Below are 19,394 nucleotides of genomic sequence, written 5' to 3' on the forward strand. Positions count from 1 at the left end.
GTAGCAGATATGCTCGATGGAATGTTGTTATTGTGGTCGGTGTTAACGGTCTTGTCCTTCGCCTTTATTGTTTATGATTTGATTGTCGTAACTCCTGAAGCAGGGGTGATGAAGGTGGGCTGGGCCCTCGTTGTTCTCTATACCGGTCCGATTGGGCTGTTCTTCTACTTCTTGACGTGTCGTGAGCCCATGCCGGGGAGTCACGAAAAATTTATTGATTCTCTCTGGAAGCAGGCGACAGGCTCTGAAGTCCACTGCCTAGCAGGGGATGCAACGGGGATCATCATAGCAGCCATTGTTCTCTATTTTTTTGCTTTACCAAGAGCGTGGGAAGTAGTTTTAGAGTATGCTGCGGGATTTATTTCGGGCTTCTTGATTTTTCAGGCCCTATTCATGCGGAAAATGATGGGTGGAACCTATGTCAAAGCTTTGAAAAGTAGCTTTTATCCCGAGTGGCTTTCGATGAACATGATCATGGCAGGGATGATTCCGGTCATGGTTGTTTGGGGATCGCACGATCCGCTTGCACGCAATCCTGCTAGTTTGCACTTTTGGGGGATGATGTCTCTAGCAACGATTGTTGGGGGATTTGTCGCATTTCCGATCAACCGGTGGCTTGTTGCGAAGGGGTTAAAGCATGGAATGATGACGGTGCGTAAGGGAGAAGAGGGGCATGGCCATATGCATATGCACCATGCTGAAGTCACAGTTTCGCAGCAAGAGATTTATAAAGCACTGTTAATTTCTCTAGTTGGCTTAGCAATTGGAATCGTGATAGCTGTGATTGGCGCTTACATTTAAGACTTAAAACGTTCGTCGAGAGGAGTGGGATGTTTAGGACCAAGTGCAATCATTTTTTGCTTTGCTTTTTCTAAGACATTAAGTGCTTCATCGAGAGGGAACTCCCAATACTTATTGCTGGGGTGGGAGTAAAATTGTATGACCATTTCTTTTTCTTCGTGGGAAATTTCTGCCCAGCAGTCTTTTTTGTAGAATATACATGCTACAAGTTCATCTCTATATGGAACGCTAGCGATAGCTATGTGAAACTTATTCTTTAGGCTACTTTTCACTAGTTTCATCTTCTTCAGCGCATTTTAGTAGTATTTCTTTTGCACTTTGCAAGGCGGTCATTAATTCATCAAGTGGGAAAGCAAGTTTTCTTGTCCAGGGGGTAAAGGGAAGAACTCAATTTCAACATTTTCGTTGCTTTTTTCGTCACTTGCTATTCCAATAAGATGTTCATTAAGTTTAAGATCCACATTCATTCCACTGTGGTCTAAATCGCTAACTCAACTTAATGAAAATTTTTCATTTTTCTCCAATAGATTTCCTCAGCTTCAATTTCAATGTGGCTCACATCGTTAGGTTGACCTTTTGGGGGAGAGTTTTTCCACTCAACAAGTAAGGAAACTTTAGTATCACAAACCTCAAGGTTAAGGATTTCTGCATCAGGATACTTCATTTTCAGATGATCATGGATGGGATCATCGTTAATGAATATTTTTTTTACATTCATTATGCAAAGCTCTCCTTTCATTGTATTTTTCTTAGATAAGATTATCGCTTCTTGTAAAGCTGATGGATCGATTTCCGAACTTTCAAGAATGAGACCAATACAATCTCCGACGTGTTTAATGTCAATTAAACTGCCATCATGAAAGTAAGCTGTATAACTTAGAAAATTCACTTGTCCATTAGATTAATACTTTTTGCGAGTTTCGTCTTCTTCAGCGCATTTTAGTAATATTTCTTTTGCACGTTGCAAGATAATTATCAATTCATCAAGTGGAAGAGACAGTTTATCCTGCCCTGGGGATAAAGGTAATCACTCGATTTCAATATTCTCCTCGCCTCTTTCATAGTTAAGGATTGCAAGCTCTTGCTTGTCGACTGAAACATCAACAACCATACCCTCATATCCAAGTTGCTCGAATGTTCAATTTTAAGTTTTAAAATCTTTCATCGATTGGGATAGGGCTTTTAGGGCCTAATGCAATCATTTTTTCTTTTGCTTTTTCTAAGACATTAAGTGCTTCATCGAGAGGGAACTCCCAATACCTATTGCTGGGGTGGGAGTAAAATTGTATGACCATTTCTTTTACTTCATGGGAAATTTCAATCCATTGAACTCCCTCATAAAAAACTTCGGCCACAAGATTTTCTCTATCGGGGAGGCTAGCTATAGTTATACGAAATTTATTCATTCAATTACCTAAGGTTCTAAAAATCCAATAAATTGACCGCATTTATTAAATCGTGCTCCTCCTATTCCATCAACGAAACCAAAGACATGGTCGGCGTAACGATCAAGGCGGGTTAGGATTGTTTGCGGATGAAAATATCCCCAAGGATTGATGAGCTTATTTTTGTCTCTAGGGATAAATAATTCATGGTTGGATTTGATGTGGTAGGCATAGGATGGGATAGGAGTTAAAAGAAAAGGTGGCAAACAGAGGAGCAAAAGAAAACGAAAAAATTTCATTTTGAACCTGCATTCTTAAACAACAAGAATGCATAATTTAGCAGGAGGCTTTTGCAAAGAAAAGATTTTTCTTAATTTTTAGTTGGGGGAAAAGGCTTCAAAGGCGGTGTCATTTTCTATTTCACTTGAATTGTCATCGGCAGGAGTGTAGTTGCCAAACTGAGCAAACTCTTTTCGGTAAGCAAGTTCAACATTGCCCACTTTGCCGTGACGGTTTTTGCCGACAATCACTTCTGCAAGACCTGGCTTATCATAGGGGTCATAGTACTCTCTTCTTAAAAGGAACATGACAATGTCTGCGTCTTGCTCGATCGAACCCGATTCCCGGAGGTCACTCATCATGGGACGATGGCCTGTCCGTTCTTCGACTTTTCGCGAAAGCTGCGAGCCGCAAAATACAGGTATATTGAGTTCGCGTGCTAAGTTTTTCAACATCCGCGAAATTTCAGAAATTTCATGTTGACGGCTATCTGAATTAAAATAAGAGCCTGAACCTGAAAGAAGTTGCAGGTAGTCGATAACAAGAAATCCAATGTTATACGCTTCTTTCATTCGACGAGCTCGTGCTCGGAGATCCGTGATTTTAAGGCCGGGTTGGTCATCGATGATCATTGTATGATTTTGCATCTTATTCACAGTTTGAACCACGCGTTGGTACTCATGTCCTTCGATGGCGCCCGTGAGAATTTTGCTCGATTCAACTTCTGATTGGGAGCAAATCACACGATGAATAAGTTGTTCGGCGCTCATCTCAAGTGAAAAGATCCCAACTGGGACGTTGTGTTTAAAGCAAACAGTTTCGGCAATATTGAGGGCAAAAGCTGTTTTACCCATTCCAGGACGACCAGCAAAAATGATCAGGTTGGAAGGGGCAAGGCCGTTAATCATCTTATCGAGATCGTGGAATCCTGTTGGAATTCCGGTAAAAGCTACAGCATCTTCTCCCTTTTCGAGGTACTGTTCTTGCCGGTCTTGAAGCTCTTTAAGATAAGGAAGGCCGGACTCGGCTTTCACACCCGAAATGACATCTTTGATGTGCACCCCGGCTTCTCGATTCGATGCTTGGCTAATGGAAAAAAGCTTTGCTTGCGCCTCGTCTAAAAACTCATGAACATCAGAAGGTTCTTCAAGAGCAGATTTTTCAATGTCTTGAGCAGCTCCAATTAAACGTCGCAAAATCGACTTGCTTTGAATGAGCTCAACATATTCCTCAATGTAAGCTGATGTTCCAGCATATTGCGCAAGAGTTGTGAGGTAGGCAACTCCGCCAACATCTTCAAGTTTATCAAGTCGCTTGAGTTCTTCTGCTACGAGATGGATATCTGCAGGTTTATCACTTTTAAAAAGAGTTTTTAAAACATTAAAGATGGCTTGGTGTTCGGTGTAATAAAAATCTTTGCTATCTAGTGCATCTGCTGCCACATTCAGGCTGTTGATTTTGGTTAACATGCAGCCTAGAACCATCATTTCTGATTCTTTTGAATGAGGAGCAATCCTAATTTTAGAAGGTGTTTTACTTTTGTTTTCTGTCATGGACTTTATACGTCAAACAATTTTTGAAGATGTTTGAGTCTACCTTACTACACCCTCTAATTTAGGTGTGAGACTCAATTCTGTAAATTCATTTTTGCCATTGATCGGGGAGAGGAATATACTCAAATAACTTCAAAACCAATTTTTGAAGTTATTTGAGTATAAATCATTTCAAACAATTCCTGAGAGGTGTAATATTGATGTCAATTTAATGAATTATTTTTTTTATGAGCGATAGTTTTAAAATTGATTCTTTTCCTTCTATGTTTAAATGGTTGGAAAGTGCAGTTTCTGACTTCGATGAAGCAGAGCCTGCTTATAATAAGGCTCTTTGCTTTGGAGTCTACGTCACAACGCTTGCTTGCACGCCCCTCACGATTCTTGTGGATTTGTGTATCGGTTCTGTGGAAGCTGTATTTCAAGTCATTCGTCATCAAGATTTTCAGAAGGCAGGAATCGCTTTAAAAAGTAAGTGGGTTGAAGCCCTTTTTCAAGAATCAACTTTTTTTGTCATAGGGATAACGAGTTTGGTAAGCGAACTTGGAAATTGGCAAATGAGTTATCGCGTTACGAAAAGGCTCGTTCAGGATATTTCAGAATACGTTAACCTTGGCACTCCTCAAATTTTCAATCGCATTCGGTACCCAATTCCGCAAGGAGGGCTCCCAATGCCGGAAAGCTGTGTTGAGCTTGCAGATCGACAGAGGTTCGATATTTATAATACGTCGAGAAGTCAGTTTTATAAAGATCTCAACGCTTTCAAGAAAAAATACTCAGAAACCGCTCTTAAAAAAACTCTTGATGAAAGCAGTAATAGAATTCATGGGTTAAACAATATTTTAGAACGGGTTTTGAAGGCAACGACTCCAGTAGATGCGATGGGGCTGAACCTTGATAGTTTAAAAGAATCTGATGTCAGAAGAAGACTAGAAGATATGAAAAATTGTTTTATCTCTTACTTAGACAACCAAGCTGTACAAGAGGGGCTAAAAGTGATGACTTCTGCTCATCAGACACTCTTAGGATACTTAGAGCTGCCTATTCATGTCAGAGCAGAAATCAAACAACCTTAAAAATCGGAAAGAGAGGGATTCGAACCCTCGGTACCCTTGCGGGTACGCGTCCTTAGCAGGGACGTGCCTTCGGCCACTCAGCCATCTTTCCATTAGGGGACAATATTAGACATTTATTTCATTTTCTCGCAAGGCAACACTTAGGGAGGGGGCTTTCAAGTTCCAAAAAAAACTAGCAAATGGCATTATTTATCCCGACTTTATTTAGGGAAGAACCATGCTAGCTAATGTAAATCTACAGAGCCTGGGAACAAAAGCTTTATTTGGAGCTTTATATTATCAATTTGCTCCTCAGTCATTGCATCAGGGAGCATTGGTTGCACAGGTCTCAGGATATGCCATGTCGGCTCTAACAACTACAGCACTGAGCAGTTATCCAAACAAAAATGCCGTTAAGAGAGCGGAATTATTTTCTCCTTTTGTGGTTATTGGTTTCATGACGTTTTTTCAAGAGATCTCTTGGAAAGTGTATCTTCTCTCTGTAGCGATCTTAGCAAGCATTCAATTTGTGATCGATTTTTTCCTTCGAACGATTCATAACGGGAATTTTTTATCTGGCACCGGAAGTAATAGCGAACCTCTTTGGGCTCGTGCGTCAAATGGGTCCGTTTTGTTAAATAAACTTCCTTCTCTTCGTTTTGATGACACATACGTTTTAACTCAAGAAAGTGATGGCAGATTGCATGGAAAACGAGAAGGAACTTCTCAGTTTTCTCTAGATATAGGTACCGCTTTTGTGTACGAAGGTGTTGTTCCAGGTATTGAATTTGAGTGTAACGCTTTAGCTTCTCTTATCAATTCTAGGGCAATTGCGAGGAATACACTCCACACATCTCCGAAAGGGGCTATAAGTTTTCCGAAAGAACTGCGCGCGAGCATCGGACTTCCAGAAAATGCTATTTCTTCTTGCTGGTGTTATCCTGTTTTACTCGATCCAGATCAGGCAGAAGCAACAATTCATGAAATTCGAACAAATCCCAATATTCCAAGTTTTCTAGTTGGCCTTCTCTTATATGGAGGATTTGCGTTTTTTGATGAGTCTGGTCAACTTCTCACAGTTAAAGCTTTCACAGAAAGTGAAACGACGGTGCAGACCCTTCTCACGAAAAACACTGTGAGTGGAACACTTTTACCAGAGCATGTAAGAAAAGAATTTGAAGAGGGCGTTGACTTAGCGAGCGGATTAGGTGAATGGGCAATCTATAAGGGAGGAGTTGCTTGTCAAGCTGCTAGCAAAGTCACAATACCCACTCTTCAAGAGCATTTAACCCATTATACTTTTCTTTCATCTGAGCGTTATGCTTCAACAGAACTTGAAACAATTGCGCCTGCAGGTGCGTTTGTCTTCCGCACAAAAGATGGACGACTGCAAGTGGTTCCTCTTGGAAAGGTAGAGTCCATTTCACATAAATCTGAGCTGAATATAAGTGAAGTAGAGGCTTGCAAACTCCGCTTAGATCTCAAGCAGATTTTGGAAAACCCACGCCCTCTCTTCAGGGCTTTTCAAGAAAATCTTGAAGGACTTTTTTCTTTGGGTTATCAAGAGACAATCCATTTCGATGACGGAGTCTATTCAGCGACAGAAAATGAGATTCTGATTAAGGAGGGAGGAGCCCAGTATACGATCACACTTGATGATGAAGGAAAAATCACGTCTGTTAAAAAGTCAGTTTGGGCAGGCTATTTTAGTCCAAACCAAGAAACAACGTTTGGGGCTACAGAGGTTCCTGAGGAGCTGACTAAAAAGCTCGAACGTTTCTATAAAGAACTGATGAGTCGTTGCTATGACTACAAAGTCTCTAGAGAAGCTTATTACAATACGAGAGGCCGCGTTGAGTTTAGTGTGACAAGTGAAGGTCCTGCATTAGTACCTTATAACTATTTGAGATTGCTCTCCAATGCCATCAGGCAAAACCTGGAGCTGAGTATTCGCATTTTTGATTTGTACCAAAGGCAATTTATCGGGACAGACGCAGACGGTTTAAGTCGAACTTTTATCTGCGCCCTCATGAAGGGAGTCGTTCGTTCTCCTTATTTTTATCTCAAAGGTGCAAACACTTTTTTCCCCTGTAATAATGGAGCTTTGACTGCTACAGATCGAGCATTTTATGATCAGCTAGGAACGGTTTTAGCCCATTGCTTTCAAAGTGGAGGAAAATTTGTGACGGGACATGTTTTTCATGACTCGTTTTTCCCATCATTACAGGCCTTCAATCGACAGGAGCTGGCAAGTGCGATCTTGCCTCCTCTAAGTGATGAAAGAAAGTTAGAGCTTCTTAAAGTATTCATTGGAAATGATAAGACTTATCTCCAACTATTCAAATACTTAGATTCTGATGATCTTTCTCGAGAAGATGAGACATGTCTTGAAGCATTTTTGGAGCCCTATTTGCCAGATGATTCAGAGCCGGACATAAAAATTGTTATACAAGATTGGAAAAACACTTGGAAGTCTGAAGTTCGCAGGAGATTTGTTGAACAAACGGAAAAAATGGGTGAGCATAATATTGCAGCATTACATGCCATTGCGTATCGTTTATTTGCAACCATTCACATGTCTACTGGTCTCTCATTAAGTGATCGGGTACAAGGTGTTGTCAATCCAGAAGTTGTTGCTGCCAGTATCGTGTCGAGCTCATACGATCAAACATTTCTAAAAAAAGTTGGTTGGTTAAAGGATTGGATTCAAACCACAGACCTAGAAAATGTGAAACAGTTCCTCGAGTTCGTAGGTGGAACACGAGGGCTTCCGCCAGGCCAAAATATCTCCGTTCTTCGATCAGACACAAAGACCCGCTATCTAAAAAGCGCGACCTGTTTTTGGAACCTTTACATGACGACCGGAACGGTTGATGAAGTTCAAGTGATGACTGACGATGGGGAAAGAGGGTGGCATAGCACATATGACAAATTTATCCAGAGTCTTACCGATTCGATCAAGGTCAGTGGCTTTCAAAATTGTTAATCTAACACCAAGCCATTCAAGGCATTCCAATAAGACGTTTCATGAGAGCCGTCGCTATTTTGCGTTGTGATAGCATAAACCGGAAGGTAGATTTCATACGTTTGACGGATCGCAAAATCTTCTCCAAATGCAGCTTCTGCAACACGGATGATTTGAGTTTTTGAAAAGTTACGCGTCATCTTCTCTGAATGCTTTGAGTTTTTTGAAATCAGGGGAAAGTTCACTTGTGTGCTGGGAGTAAAAGCCATTTTTGGCGATTCAAGGTGAATGCGGTAAATTCCCTGATGACAGACGATGAGTTTTTTCTTGATGCACCTTTCAATCCAGGCATCGAGCAGTCCACTTTCAAGGTTTAGTGAGTGAAAGAGAGTTTGACGGTCAGCTTTGTTTCCATGCTTTGCAATGGTGCTAATGATTTTCAATTCGTAGGGGTCAGCTCGCATATGAATGCAATCGGCAAATCCATGGGACTTTTCCCAAGTTTGGGTATCGAGGACCATCTCTCCATCCATCAAATCCCAAAGTATCACACCCTCTCCCGTCGACTGATTAGTGCGAGTGAATTTGACTTCCATTAAGAGAAAAGGTTGGTAAAGAAGAGAGTAATCTCCAAACTGTTCACGGCTATCTTTCAGCAGGCTTGAGCGTTCTTTATCCATGATTTGATTGACTGTAAAGCGGGGTTCTAAAGCAGAAAACGCACTTGTTGGCAAATACTGAATCGCCCGATCTTTGATTTCAGGATGTGAATCGGCGACCCAATAGACCCCGTAACCTAAAGAACATAAAAAGATAAGTGTGAATAAGAACTTAAACATTGGTCCTATATGTTATTTATATTCTGGTTTTATTTCCAATCTTTAACACATCCTCGAATTTCTGCCTGAAAAAGAGCATAGGCGAGAAAAGCATCTCGGACAGTTGCTTTTGTTAAATTTCCTCGGATCTTCACTAAGACTGAGCCTCTTAGGAAAAGATCTTTGAGTTCATCCACTGTATAAGCATAGTTTGCAGCAATCACCTCGGAAAAATCTTGAGAATGCTCTCCATTTGCTTTGACTTTTCCTATAAAAAGGGGAATCGGTTGGCTTAAGATTCCTGAGTCAGGAGATATCTCACCCAAATAAAAAAGCTCTAAAGCAGTTGCTCCCGTTTCTTCTTGGAGTTCACGCAGGGCAGCATCTTCAATCGATTCTCCTGCACGGCGCATGCCACGGGGAAGCTCAATTTCCCAACTACGCGTTGCATGCCGGTAGTTTAAATTGACGAGGACTCTTCCATCGGGGAGGATGGGTAGAACCCCCACACCAGGAGGTCTTTCCAGGCCACTTTTCCAGAGAATACGATCATAAGTACCTAATGCCCCTGAGGGGAAGCGAACGGCATCTCGAATCCAATACAGATATTGGTCCTCTTTGACAATCCCGACACGGCTCCACTCTTGCGCAAGTTCGGATGAGACTCCTTGTTTTAGGAGTCGTCCCTCTGCAATGGCTTCTGCATTTTCAATCGCATCTTCTGAAAGGAGAATTTCGATTTCTTGGTTATTTCCTAGAGGTCCTAAAATTTCAGGATAGAAATCAAATAGGGCAAAATAGTCTTTCTCTACTGCATTCAATATGAGAGGAAGAAATAGGAATAGGAATAACCGTTTCACTTTTTTGTAAGCTCCAAAAAGGTGTCAATGTCTGAATCAATTACGTGGAGCCCCATTTCCCAGAAGTCTGGTTTTGTGAGATCTACCTTAAAGTGTTTTTGAGCTAGGGTTTCAACTCTCATTTGTCCGGTATCCTCAAGCAACGCGATATATGAACTTTCGAAATCTTCTTGTTTGGATCCCAGCTCGTAGATACCCAAGCTAAAGAGATAGCCAAAGGTGTAGGGAAAATTGTAAAATGCTGTTTCAGAGAGTTGGAAGTGCATTTTTGCTGCCCAAAAAAGAGGGTGATAAGCGCCCAGGGCATTGCCATAGGCCTCTTTTTGGGCCTCTTCCATTAAGGTGTTGAGCTTCTCAGGGGCAACAAAACCTTTCTTCCGCGCCTCATAAAAACGGGTTTCGAAAAGAAAGCGAGCATAAATGTTCATGAGGTAAGCAACAGAGCGGCTCAAGTGATCATCTAAGATGAAAAGTTGATCTTGTTTTGACTTGGCTTCTTGTATAGCAGCTCTTGTGACAGTGATTTCGGCCATTGTTGACGCTGTTTCTGCTACATTCATCCGAATATCTTGAGCAATCCCAGGGAGAAAACGTGTAACAAAGTTGTGATAGGCGTGCCCTAATTCATGCGCAAGGGTGAAGAGGTTGGTCATGGTCTCAGCATAGGTCATGAAGATGCGACTTTCCTGAGAGACTGGGAAGTTGACACAGAACCCACCGGGGTATTTGTTTTTTCGGTCTTCCGCATCCATCCATTTGCTTTGCAAAACGTCTTTTGCAAACGCTCCCATTTTTGGACTAAAGCGATTGAAGTGCTTGATGATAAAAGCCGCAGCATCTTCGAATGAAATCTTTTGTTTTACTTCACCAAGTGGAGCTTCAAGATCGCACCAATCTAGTTGAGATAGGCCTAGTAAATCTGCTTTACACTTCATATAGGCTTTGAGCTTTTCTCGATGGCGCTCAATCGCGTTCCACATGGCTTGAAGTGATTCTGTTTGCATCCGATTATTTTCTAAAGGCTCTTTTAAAACCTGATTCCATCCCCGTTTTTTATAAATGGCTAGTCGAAAGCCTGCTAAGTGATTCAAGATTTGGGCAAAAAGGGGCATTTTTTCGCGAAACGCTCCATCGATGCTTTCAAACGCCGCCTGTCTTGTTTTTCGGCAGGGATCGGCCATCTCATTTTCAATCTGACTAAACGAGAGTTTTTTTTCATCTAGCGAGAACGTCATATTTCCGATGACAGCATCCCACATCTGGGGCCAGCCGTGAAATCCATCTACTGCAAAATCATTAATAAAAGCTTCTTCTTTTGCTGGGAGTTTCTCTTTAGCGAGACGTCTTTTTTCACTGACGCCAAATGCAATAGGAAGGATCTCATCATCTTGGAGGAGAGAATGAAATGTTTGATCATCAAGAGCAGTTAACCACTCATCGAGAAGGACTGCAGTATTGACAAATTGAGCTCCAAGCCCTGTCACCTGGTCTTGTAAAAAATGGGCCTTAGAGTCGGTCACATCTTGAGCATTTAAACAGGTGATGAAACGGCTCAATTCATGATAATGTTGGGAGAGATCTTGCAGGGTGAAAATTGCTTTTTTGATATCGACTTTGGCTCGGATACCTTTATCAAGTTCTTCAAGCTGTAAGCGCAACGTTTCAAGTACTTGCTGGGGAGATCGACCTTTTAAAAAGCAATCTAAGTCCCATTTTTGAGATAATTTCATCCTTGTCATCCTCTCGTTCCTAAGGCTATAGTATAAGGAAGAGTTTTGCAGCAGGCAAGGAAAAGAATGGCAAACACGATTCATGTTTTATCTGAAGAGACCATCAATCTCATTGCAGCGGGCGAAGTCATTGAGAACCCAGCAAGTGTTGTAAAAGAACTCCTGGAGAATGCTGTGGATGCCGAGGCGACTCGCGTCACTGTGGAAATTCAAGGAGGAGGATTCAAGCTTCTGTCAGTCAGTGACAATGGAAAAGGGATGAGTCGCGACGATCTCCTCCTTTGCATAGAGCGGCATGCGACTTCTAAAATTCGGATTGCTGACGATTTGACTTCAATTTTTTCTATGGGGTTTCGTGGAGAAGCCCTTGCTTCGATTGCCGCGATTTCTAAAATGCGTATCACTTCCTGTAGAAAAGACGATGCCAATAAACTGTATGCTGAAGGTGGGAAAATCCAGTCACTTGAGCCTGCGACCCGAAATCCTGGAACAACTGTAGCTGTTCACGCTCTCTTTTATAACGTTCCGGCGCGACGAAAATTTCAAAAGTCAGCTCAAAGTTGCCAAAATTCCATTGTCAAAATGTTGACAAAGCTAGCCCTTGCTCACCCATTTCTAGAAGTTAAATGTATTGCTGATGGAAAAGAGGTTTTTTCCTCGTTTATGAAACGATCAAAAGAAAAAGAAGTGGTCACTCACGATGTGATTGAAAAAGTTTTAGGAGCTGAATTTTTAGAAGGAACGTCAGAAGTTCATCATCAGGAACATGGATGTTTTTTGCATGGGTTTATTGGCTCACCTCATGGATGTCGAAAAAGCAAAGCTGGTCAATATCTCTTTGTCAATGGCCGCGCCATTCAATCGGCAGAAATTTCACGCGCCATTTACGAGGGATATGGAACTCGTCTTCCCTTAAATGAACACCCAACATTTGTTCTCCACTTGACATTGCCATCTCAGTGGATCGACGTCAACGTTCACCCTCAAAAAACTGAAATTCGGTTGCATGAATCAAGTGAAATAGAGCATGTAGTTCGCAAAGGGGTGTTTGAAGCGTTACAAAGAGAGCTAAGCTCAAATCCCACAAATCACCCAAAATTTGAGACAAGTTTCGCGTGGGAAGGTCCTCTCGAAACTACGTTGATGTTCCGTGAGGAAAAGGAAGAAATGCTTCCCCCTCAACTGCCAACGCAGCATCTACCGATCATCGGTCTATACTCCCATTATTTACTTCTCGATGCAGCGGGCATCGACCTTTCCATTGGAGGCTCTGATGGGATTATCCTTGTCGACTTACAAGCTGCAAAAGCGCAAATCACTTTTGAGTCCATCTTAAATCGTTTTGAGCAAACAGGAGAAATGCAAACACTTCTTTTCCCTATCACTTTTGAGTGTGCTATACACGAAAAAGGACTGATTGAAAGTCACCTCCCAATTCTTCAGAAATTGGGAATTGCCATTCGTTTATTTGGAGAAAACACCTTTGTTGTTGATGCCTTAGATCCTCATCTAGAAGAAATGGAGATTAAAAAACTCGTTGATGAGCTTGTCGAAATCTTGCACCAATTTGGCGATGATGAGCACTTAGCCAAGAAGCAGCAAAAAAAACTTGCGCTTACCATCCTCCGTTATGCAAGATCGGAAAGAGAGGGTGTAACTTTGGAGCAAGCGCGGGCGATTGCAAAACAACTCTTTTCGCTACCTTCCCCATTTTATGGTCCAACAGGTAAACCGACTTGCATTTATATGAGTCAAGATGAAATCGAAAACCATTTTCGTTAGAAGACAAAAAACATTAAAAGCCCATCTTTCCAAATGGGGAGTCGATTGTTATTTGTGCGACGATCCAACAGATATTTTTTATCTTACAGGGATGCAACTTTCACAAGGGAGACTTCTGCTCCATTCTCGATCAGCTACCCTTTTTGTCGATGGTAGATATTACGAAGAAGCCAAAATAAAAGCGTGCTGCACTGTCAAAAAAATGGAGGAAAAAGAGGTGCTCAGCTTGCTTTCTTCGTCAACTTGGAAAGACGTGCGTACTGTAGGCTTTGACACAAACACATCTTACATTCGAGTGGACAAGTTTAAAAAACAGCTTCAAGCCTTGCGAAAAGCGCGCCGGTTACAAACACCTTATCAGATGAAGGGATTAGCCAAACCAGTCCAATCTTTGCGCGCAATCAAAGATACAAATGAACTTGTTCTGATCGAAAAAAGTGCTCAGCTTTTGTGGAAGGGATTTTTACATGCAAAAAAACAGTTAAAAGTAGGAGTTGAAGAAAGAGAAATAGCATTAGAGTTTGAATTTTATTGCCGCAAATTGGGCGCAGAAGAGCTGTCTTTTACTCCAATTGTTGCGTTTGGAGCGGGTTCGGCACTTCCCCATTATCATACGGGAAAGAGAAAGCTCAAAATGGGGGATATTGTCTTAATGGATCTAGGAGTCCGTCTTAGTGGGTATGCAAGTGATATGACACGGACATTCTTTTTTGGAGAAGGCTCAAAAGAGCTTAAACACCTCTTTCAAGTTGTCGAAGAGGCGAAGCAAGCAGCACTTGATCTTTGCCAACCTGGTGTGGCTTTGACCAAGATCGATAAAGCAGCGCGCAAAGTGATGCGAAAAGCCCACCTTGAAAAGCACTTTCTTCATAGTTTAGGACATGGTATAGGGTTGGAAGTGCATGAATCACCAAATTTTCGCACCGATGATATCGAGCTTGCTCCGGGAATGGTGATCACAATTGAACCTGGCCTCTACTTGCCGGGAAAGGGAGGCGTTCGGTTAGAAGATATGGTGGTGATTACAAAAACAGGGCACAGGAACCTATTTAGATGAAGTTACGCTATCGCCTTTTTATATGGGTTGGAAGCCTCTTTTTTCTTGCATTCGCAGCGTCTTTCTACGTCGAACAACAAGTGACCCGAACAAACCTTCTCAAAACAAGAGAAAGTCTGTTGCAAGAGCTCTACAAGGCCAATGAGCAAAAAAGGAAATCGATCGAATCGTATGTTTCCGATATGCTCTGGAAGCTTCAAGCGCGGATCGATTCAGTGCTTCAAGGTGTTGCTAGTTACAAACTGGTGCAAAAAGGATTTGCGCCTACTCCAGACAACCTAGCTGATGGAACATGGCTCGATGCTGCTTCTCTAATGATCACCAACCAATGGCTTGGATTTGTCCAGAACATTTCAGACAATACGACGATGTCAGACATCGTTGTTCACTCTGATGAACTAAGAAATACATTGCATTTTCCCCTTCAAGACAATATTCACCTGGTGGCAATGCAAGATATCAATCTTCCAGGTAAATGGAAAGGACCCTTTATTGGAATTGGGTTTGATTTAAATACGTTTTCACAGCAAATAAGCAAAGACAATCTCAAAGAAGCAGATGAAAGCTACTTCGTGTATTTTACCCCCGAAGTCTTATTAAGAATGGATGTGAACAATAAAACGTTTCCCAACATCGGACTCTCGGTTAACTTACTCGAGCCTTTTCTGAAGTGGATTGAAATTCCTTACCGTTCGTTTTTTCTTGAAGACTTTGTGAAAAGTATCCAACAAACTCAAGCTTTATTACGCGAAAAATCTGACATCCTTCCTGAAGATGAAAAGTGGGAGGAGATGCTTCAGCAAAAATTGGCAATGCATCCCAACATAAGTGGTGGCGACTTTGACTGTTTTTCCTACATCCATAAAAATACCGATGCACCACTTTCTAAAGACGAATTCAGAAGCAAAGATGAGATTTTACAGTACGTCAAAAATTACATTCAGCATTATAACAAGGTTGGACTCATTTGGGGAGTTTCAGCTCTAACGGACACGAAACTTTTTGGACACGATCCGCTTAGTCCTGATGCTCCTTTTGGGATGGGAATGTTAGACTTGGAGACATTTTGTGGGAAAGGACTTCAAAGTGATCAAGTGTTTAGCTCTAAAATTCAATACGACGTTAAAAAAGAGACAGAGGCTTTAAAAATGCCAGTCGATTTTATTCTGCCCCACCTCGATGTTATTACACCAACAGACTTTCACCACGTCTTTTTTGGAAATACTTTGAAATTGAATGATTCGAAGACAGGAAAAACCAGCTATTTGACTTTAGGAGCTCATGGAGGACCTATCTTATCTGCACTTGCAAGAGCAACACATCAAACCTCTATGTTTGTTTCAGATGGAAGAATTATTGCGGTCTCAAACCCTAAAGGAGAAGAAGCTCCTCAAAACTCTTCCTGGTTTGAGGCGCCTGTTGAAAAACTGATGGGGCAAACTTCTGGGGTGGTTACGTTTGGAGGAAAAGAGTATTTCTTCCTTCATATTTCTCCTTACCATGAAGCAGATCTTCACTTTTTTATTTTCAATCTTAAATCGATAGAGTTTCAATTTATTGATTCTATCAATGAAGGAACCGAAGATCTTATTGAAAAACTTTCGATGCAAATGCGGATTGCATCAATCATTGCACTTGTCATCGTTTTATTTTTTCTCAATAACATCGCAAAACGGGTTACTAAACCGATTGCTCATCTAGCTGAAGTGACCCAGACAGTTGCTGAGGGAAAGCTACATGAAATTGAAATTCCAAAAGAAACCGAGAAAAAGGGGGCCGATGAAGTCTATACCCTTTATCACGCTTTTTTTGAGATGGTTAAAGGATTGCGTGAAAAAGAAAAAGTTCGCGGAGTCTTAAACAAAGTCGTTTCAAAAGAAATTGCAGAAGAGACTCTGAAAGGAAACGTTCAACTGGGAGGCGAAGAAAAACGGGTTACAGTCTTCTTTGCTGACATTCGCAATTTTACAGCAATCACTGAACGGATGAATCCAAAAGATGTCATTCTTCTTATCAACAGCTGTATGACTCGCATTTCTGACAAGATTGATCAATATGGCGGGGTGATTGATAAGTATGTAGGAGATGAAGTGATGGCCCTTTTTGGCGCTCCGATTGAGAAAAAAGATAGTGCGCTCAACGCGATCAAATGCGCTGTTGATGTGATAGAATCCTTTGCTACTTGGAATAAAACAAGTATAGTTCCTATTGAATTGGGGATCGGGATTCACACTGGAACGGTTGTTGCTGGAAACATGGGCGCCGAAAATCGACTCAACTACACCGTACTTGGCGCCAACGTCAACCTAGCTGCCCGTCTTTGTGATCGGGCTGCGCCCAGACAAATTTTGATCAGTAGTGCCACACTCGATGAAGAAGACGTGAAGGCCAACATCAATTATGCATCATTAGAACCCATCGAACTTAAAGGCTTTACAGAACCTGTGCCGGTATTTTCCGTCACAAATTATAAACGATGATAAAAGACTTATTACTCATTGCATGTGGTGGGGGAGTGGGAGCAGTTTTTCGGTTCCTCTTATCAAGAGGAGTTCAGTCTCTTTTTGGCTTTACTTTTCCTTATGGAACACTTCTCGTGAATCTCATTGGAGCATTTCTGATTGGTCTCCTTTCAGTTCTACTCATCGAACGAGGAGGAAATCTTGCGCAAGAACTTCGTGCTCTACTTTTGATTGGACTCTTAGGTGGCTTTACAACTTTCTCGAGCTTTTCCTATGAAACACTCGAACTTTGGGAAAGTAGAGAGCTCTTAAAAGCTGCGCTTTACATTCTCGTTTCTGTGGCTTTTTGCCTGATTGCCACCTGGTGTGGATTAACAATAGGAAGAAAAATATGAACCGACCCCCTGTTCGAGCATTTTTTTCATTCCAGCCTCTTAAACTGAGTTTTGAGTTTCTTTCTCGCATTCTCAGGGATTTTTCTTATCCGTCCGAGTCTTTTTGTTTCGAAAAGGACCTTTTGACCTTTCCCGTCGCCAACAATGCTGAGAATTTAAGAGAACTCTCTTTAGAACATAAACTTAGAACTCAGATTCAGGCTCATCTTTTGACGCTATCCACTGAACCCATGTTTATGGACAATGCTCAAAATTCAAAAAACCTCAAAAACTTTAACTCGGAAGTAGGTTAATGACGAACATCTTAATCACACGCATTTACATGACAGAATCAGAGCACCATTTAGACGCGGTCTTAAAGGTGCTTCATGATGATATTAAAATGGCTCATGTCACTGTCTTCAGGGGAATTGAAGGGTTTGAAAAAGGGGGTAAAATCCAAGCGTCTAAATTTTTAAGCCTTTCCTTAAGCCTCCCTCTAGTTGTAGAATTTTTCGATGTTCCAGATCGTGTAAAGGAAGCTATTGAAATCCTTAAAGAAACAATTGAAAAAGGACATATAGTTACACTTAATGGCGATTTAAAATAAATAGTCGTATTTAATTAAATTAAATATGACTATATAATATCGTCGTTTTAAGGTGTAATATATGTTAGTTCCGCCAGTTCATTCTACAGAAATTCCTTCACTCTATGAGTGGGCCCAAACGAATCGTGAAAAATTAATCCAACAAGTTGCCCTTCCAGCAATTCGAGATGTTTGTTTAGGAGTTACTTTTTGTGCAGTGACAAGTTTTTTTGTGACGACAACTCCAGGGCTCATCACTCTTGCAGTTCTTCCAGTTGCTGTTACAGTCACTAACATCTATTTCAGAACAGTGCTTCTTTATTCCCAGGATTTTAAACTTGACATGTCCGATATATGGGGTTACGTCGCATATGGGCCATTACTTTCCTTTTCCCTTCTAGACCTAGCAACAAGGCAAGTCCTAATTCATGAAGGAGGACACTATCTCGCGCTCAAACTTTTTTATGAAAAAGTTCAACCCACGATTGAAGTTTATCCATTAATTGGGGGTATCACGAGACGGTCAAGTCCTAGTCATTTGAGTGATTGGGGTAAACGTTTGGGACGTGAAAATGTTGAAGCAGCAGTTGCAGCAGCAGGGGTAGTTGCAACCCAACTGATGAATGTTCCCACTTTGGTTGTCGGACATTATTTAGGAGGACAAATAGGTTCCTATCTTGAAGCTTCAGCATATATTAGCGCTTTAGGGGACGCTACTTATGCTTTATCAGCTTTATTTTTAAAGCCAAGCTCGAGTTCTGATTTTGTTCGACTCAATAAGTATGGGATTCATCCGTTTATCTCGGCCGCTACTACTTTGTTGATTCCTTTAGCTGTTAAGAGTGCGCTTTTATACCTCGATAAGTTGCGAAAAAATTCGACCTCAGAAAGTGTTTGAGTATATTGTCGAACTGCAAGCATCTCAATTTCTTTAATCTACAAATTAATTTTACCATGAAAATCACAGAGAGAGGTAAAAAAATTATCTCTGTCTTCTCTCTGATTTCAGTGGTACAAAATACCTTGCAAAAGTTCTTTCTGTGCAAGTTGCATAAATTTTATGCAATAATAAAAGCCTAAAATTTTTTATCATTTCTAGATGGAACATATAAGGATTTCGAAATGAAAGATTTTTTATTTAGGAAGAATCTTACTGTTAAAAAATTTGCAGGAGATTTAGGAATTTCTCCCTCCTATTTGTACCAACTCCTTCGGGGAGAACGAAAGCCCTCGTTGCAACTCGCACATAAAATAGAAAAGTATACCAAGGGTGAAGTGACAGTAAAAAAATTGCTTGATCATATCTTGCATAAGAAAAACAATTTCTATAAAGAATTAGATATCCAACAAGAATTGGAAGTTCATGAAAGGCGCCTGCTCGAGCTTGAAGCTTTTGATGAGAGCCTTAAAAAACGGTATGAGTCATTAGAGAGGCGACTTTTGAGATTAGAAAAGGAGAGAGAGTTATGAAGAAGATCACTTTGGCCTTACTCCTAACTTTTGCGAGCTTTGCAAGCTTGCATGCTTTGACAACCACGAAAGAGAAATGGTCCTGCTCTGTGTGCATGCGTGTGAATCAAGATAGTAAGTCGAGCTGCGAATATTGCGGACATTCAAGATGATGAGCTAGAGGGAGTCATCACGATTTCCTGAAGTATTTTTTTTCGGAGAAATGGTGCTCAATCGC

At 41.2% G+C, this 19,394-nt stretch carries 19 protein-coding genes and 1 tRNA gene; 11 read left to right on the plus strand and 9 right to left on the minus strand.

Annotation, left to right across the window (positions count from 1 at the left end; translation table 11 throughout):
* The first annotated feature begins 9 nt into the window (after positions 1-9).
* Complete coding sequence (locus tag SNE_RS01385; protein WP_065757291.1) at positions 10-801, plus strand: DUF4396 domain-containing protein; 792 nt, start codon at positions 10-12, stop codon at positions 799-801.
* Here the strand turns inward: SNE_RS01385 and SNE_RS01390 are convergent.
* The 5 genes from SNE_RS01390 to dnaB all read right to left on the minus strand — a co-directional run bounded on the left by SNE_RS01390 (position 798) and on the right by dnaB (position 4,018).
* Positions 798-1,082, minus strand: a complete 285-nt coding sequence (locus SNE_RS01390) for a hypothetical protein (protein ID WP_013942501.1) — start codon at positions 1,080-1,082, stop codon at positions 798-800. The two genes, SNE_RS01385 and SNE_RS01390, sit on opposite strands and share 4 nt — an antisense overlap.
* A gap of 215 nt (positions 1,083-1,297) precedes the next feature.
* A complete protein-coding gene (locus tag SNE_RS01395; RefSeq protein ID WP_013942503.1) occupies positions 1,298-1,690 on the minus strand; it encodes a hypothetical protein in 393 nt (130 codons plus the stop codon).
* Between the two features lie 262 nt (positions 1,691-1,952).
* Complete coding sequence (locus tag SNE_RS01400) at positions 1,953-2,156, minus strand: hypothetical protein (protein WP_231919514.1); 204 nt, start codon at positions 2,154-2,156, stop codon at positions 1,953-1,955.
* Positions 2,157-2,215: 59 nt separating this feature from the next.
* Positions 2,216-2,485 (minus strand): hypothetical protein, encoded by a 270-nt coding sequence (locus SNE_RS01405; protein WP_013942506.1) that lies wholly within the window; start codon positions 2,483-2,485, stop codon positions 2,216-2,218.
* A 78-nt stretch (positions 2,486-2,563) separates the two neighbouring features.
* Positions 2,564-4,018 carry a replicative DNA helicase gene (gene dnaB / locus SNE_RS01410; protein WP_013942508.1) on the minus strand — a complete coding sequence of 485 codons (1,455 nt, stop codon included), beginning with the start codon at positions 4,016-4,018 and terminating at the stop codon, positions 2,564-2,566.
* A 263-nt stretch (positions 4,019-4,281) separates the two neighbouring features.
* Between dnaB and SNE_RS01415 the strand changes: the two genes are divergently transcribed.
* A complete protein-coding gene (locus SNE_RS01415) occupies positions 4,282-5,091 on the plus strand; it encodes a hypothetical protein (protein WP_148258921.1) in 810 nt (269 codons plus the stop codon).
* A gap of 4 nt (positions 5,092-5,095) precedes the next feature.
* Here the strand turns inward: SNE_RS01415 and SNE_RS01420 are convergent.
* A tRNA-Ser gene (locus tag SNE_RS01420) sits at positions 5,096-5,182 on the minus strand.
* A 126-nt stretch (positions 5,183-5,308) separates the two neighbouring features.
* Between SNE_RS01420 and SNE_RS01425 the strand changes: the two genes are divergently transcribed.
* A complete protein-coding gene (locus tag SNE_RS01425; protein ID WP_013942510.1) occupies positions 5,309-8,056 on the plus strand; it encodes a hypothetical protein in 2,748 nt (915 codons plus the stop codon).
* Here SNE_RS01425 and SNE_RS01430 read toward each other — a convergent pair.
* From SNE_RS01430 to SNE_RS01440, 3 genes are read right to left on the minus strand one after another with little or no spacing between them, the layout of a single operon-like run.
* Entirely contained in the window at positions 8,053-8,874 is an 822-nt protein-coding gene (locus SNE_RS01430) for a hypothetical protein (RefSeq protein WP_013942511.1), read from the minus strand. The two genes, SNE_RS01425 and SNE_RS01430, sit on opposite strands and share 4 nt — an antisense overlap.
* Positions 8,875-8,903: 29 nt before the next feature.
* Complete coding sequence (locus SNE_RS12110) at positions 8,904-9,713, minus strand: NUDIX hydrolase (RefSeq protein WP_053225322.1); 810 nt, start codon at positions 9,711-9,713, stop codon at positions 8,904-8,906.
* Entirely contained in the window at positions 9,710-11,443 is a 1,734-nt protein-coding gene (locus tag SNE_RS01440; protein ID WP_013942513.1) for a M3 family oligoendopeptidase, read from the minus strand. Before SNE_RS01440 ends, SNE_RS12110 begins: the two co-directional genes overlap by 4 nt.
* Before the next feature lie 66 nt (positions 11,444-11,509).
* Here SNE_RS01440 and mutL point away from each other — a divergent pair, with 66 nt between their 5' ends.
* The 8 genes from mutL (at position 11,510) to SNE_RS13125 (ending at position 19,329) form a co-directional block, all read left to right on the plus strand.
* Entirely contained in the window at positions 11,510-13,225 is a 1,716-nt protein-coding gene (gene mutL, locus SNE_RS12115) for a DNA mismatch repair endonuclease MutL (protein WP_013942514.1), read from the plus strand.
* Entirely contained in the window at positions 13,200-14,282 is a 1,083-nt protein-coding gene (locus tag SNE_RS01450; RefSeq protein WP_013942515.1) for a M24 family metallopeptidase, read from the plus strand. The genes mutL and SNE_RS01450 overlap by 26 nt, the downstream gene beginning before the upstream one ends.
* Positions 14,279-16,762, plus strand: a complete 2,484-nt coding sequence (locus tag SNE_RS01455) for an adenylate/guanylate cyclase domain-containing protein (protein WP_013942516.1) — start codon at positions 14,279-14,281, stop codon at positions 16,760-16,762. The genes SNE_RS01450 and SNE_RS01455 overlap by 4 nt, the downstream gene beginning before the upstream one ends.
* Entirely contained in the window at positions 16,759-17,139 is a 381-nt protein-coding gene (gene crcB / locus SNE_RS01460) for a fluoride efflux transporter CrcB (protein WP_013942517.1), read from the plus strand. Before SNE_RS01455 ends, crcB begins: the two co-directional genes overlap by 4 nt.
* 292 nt (positions 17,140-17,431) lie before the next feature.
* Positions 17,432-17,728, plus strand: a complete 297-nt coding sequence (locus tag SNE_RS01470; protein WP_013942519.1) for a DUF190 domain-containing protein — start codon at positions 17,432-17,434, stop codon at positions 17,726-17,728.
* 61 nt (positions 17,729-17,789) lie between these two features.
* Positions 17,790-18,605, plus strand: a complete 816-nt coding sequence (locus tag SNE_RS01475) for a hypothetical protein (protein ID WP_013942520.1) — start codon at positions 17,790-17,792, stop codon at positions 18,603-18,605.
* A gap of 224 nt (positions 18,606-18,829) precedes the next feature.
* Entirely contained in the window at positions 18,830-19,177 is a 348-nt protein-coding gene (locus SNE_RS01480; protein WP_013942521.1) for a helix-turn-helix domain-containing protein, read from the plus strand.
* On the plus strand, positions 19,174-19,329 hold the full coding sequence (locus tag SNE_RS13125; protein WP_158307189.1) for a hypothetical protein: 156 nt from the start codon (positions 19,174-19,176) through the stop codon (positions 19,327-19,329). The genes SNE_RS01480 and SNE_RS13125 overlap by 4 nt, the downstream gene beginning before the upstream one ends.
* Positions 19,330-19,394 lie beyond the last annotated feature (65 nt).

The organism is Simkania negevensis Z, assembly GCF_000237205.1.
In the GTDB taxonomy this organism is placed as follows: Bacteria; Chlamydiota; Chlamydiia; order Chlamydiales; family Simkaniaceae; genus Simkania; species Simkania negevensis.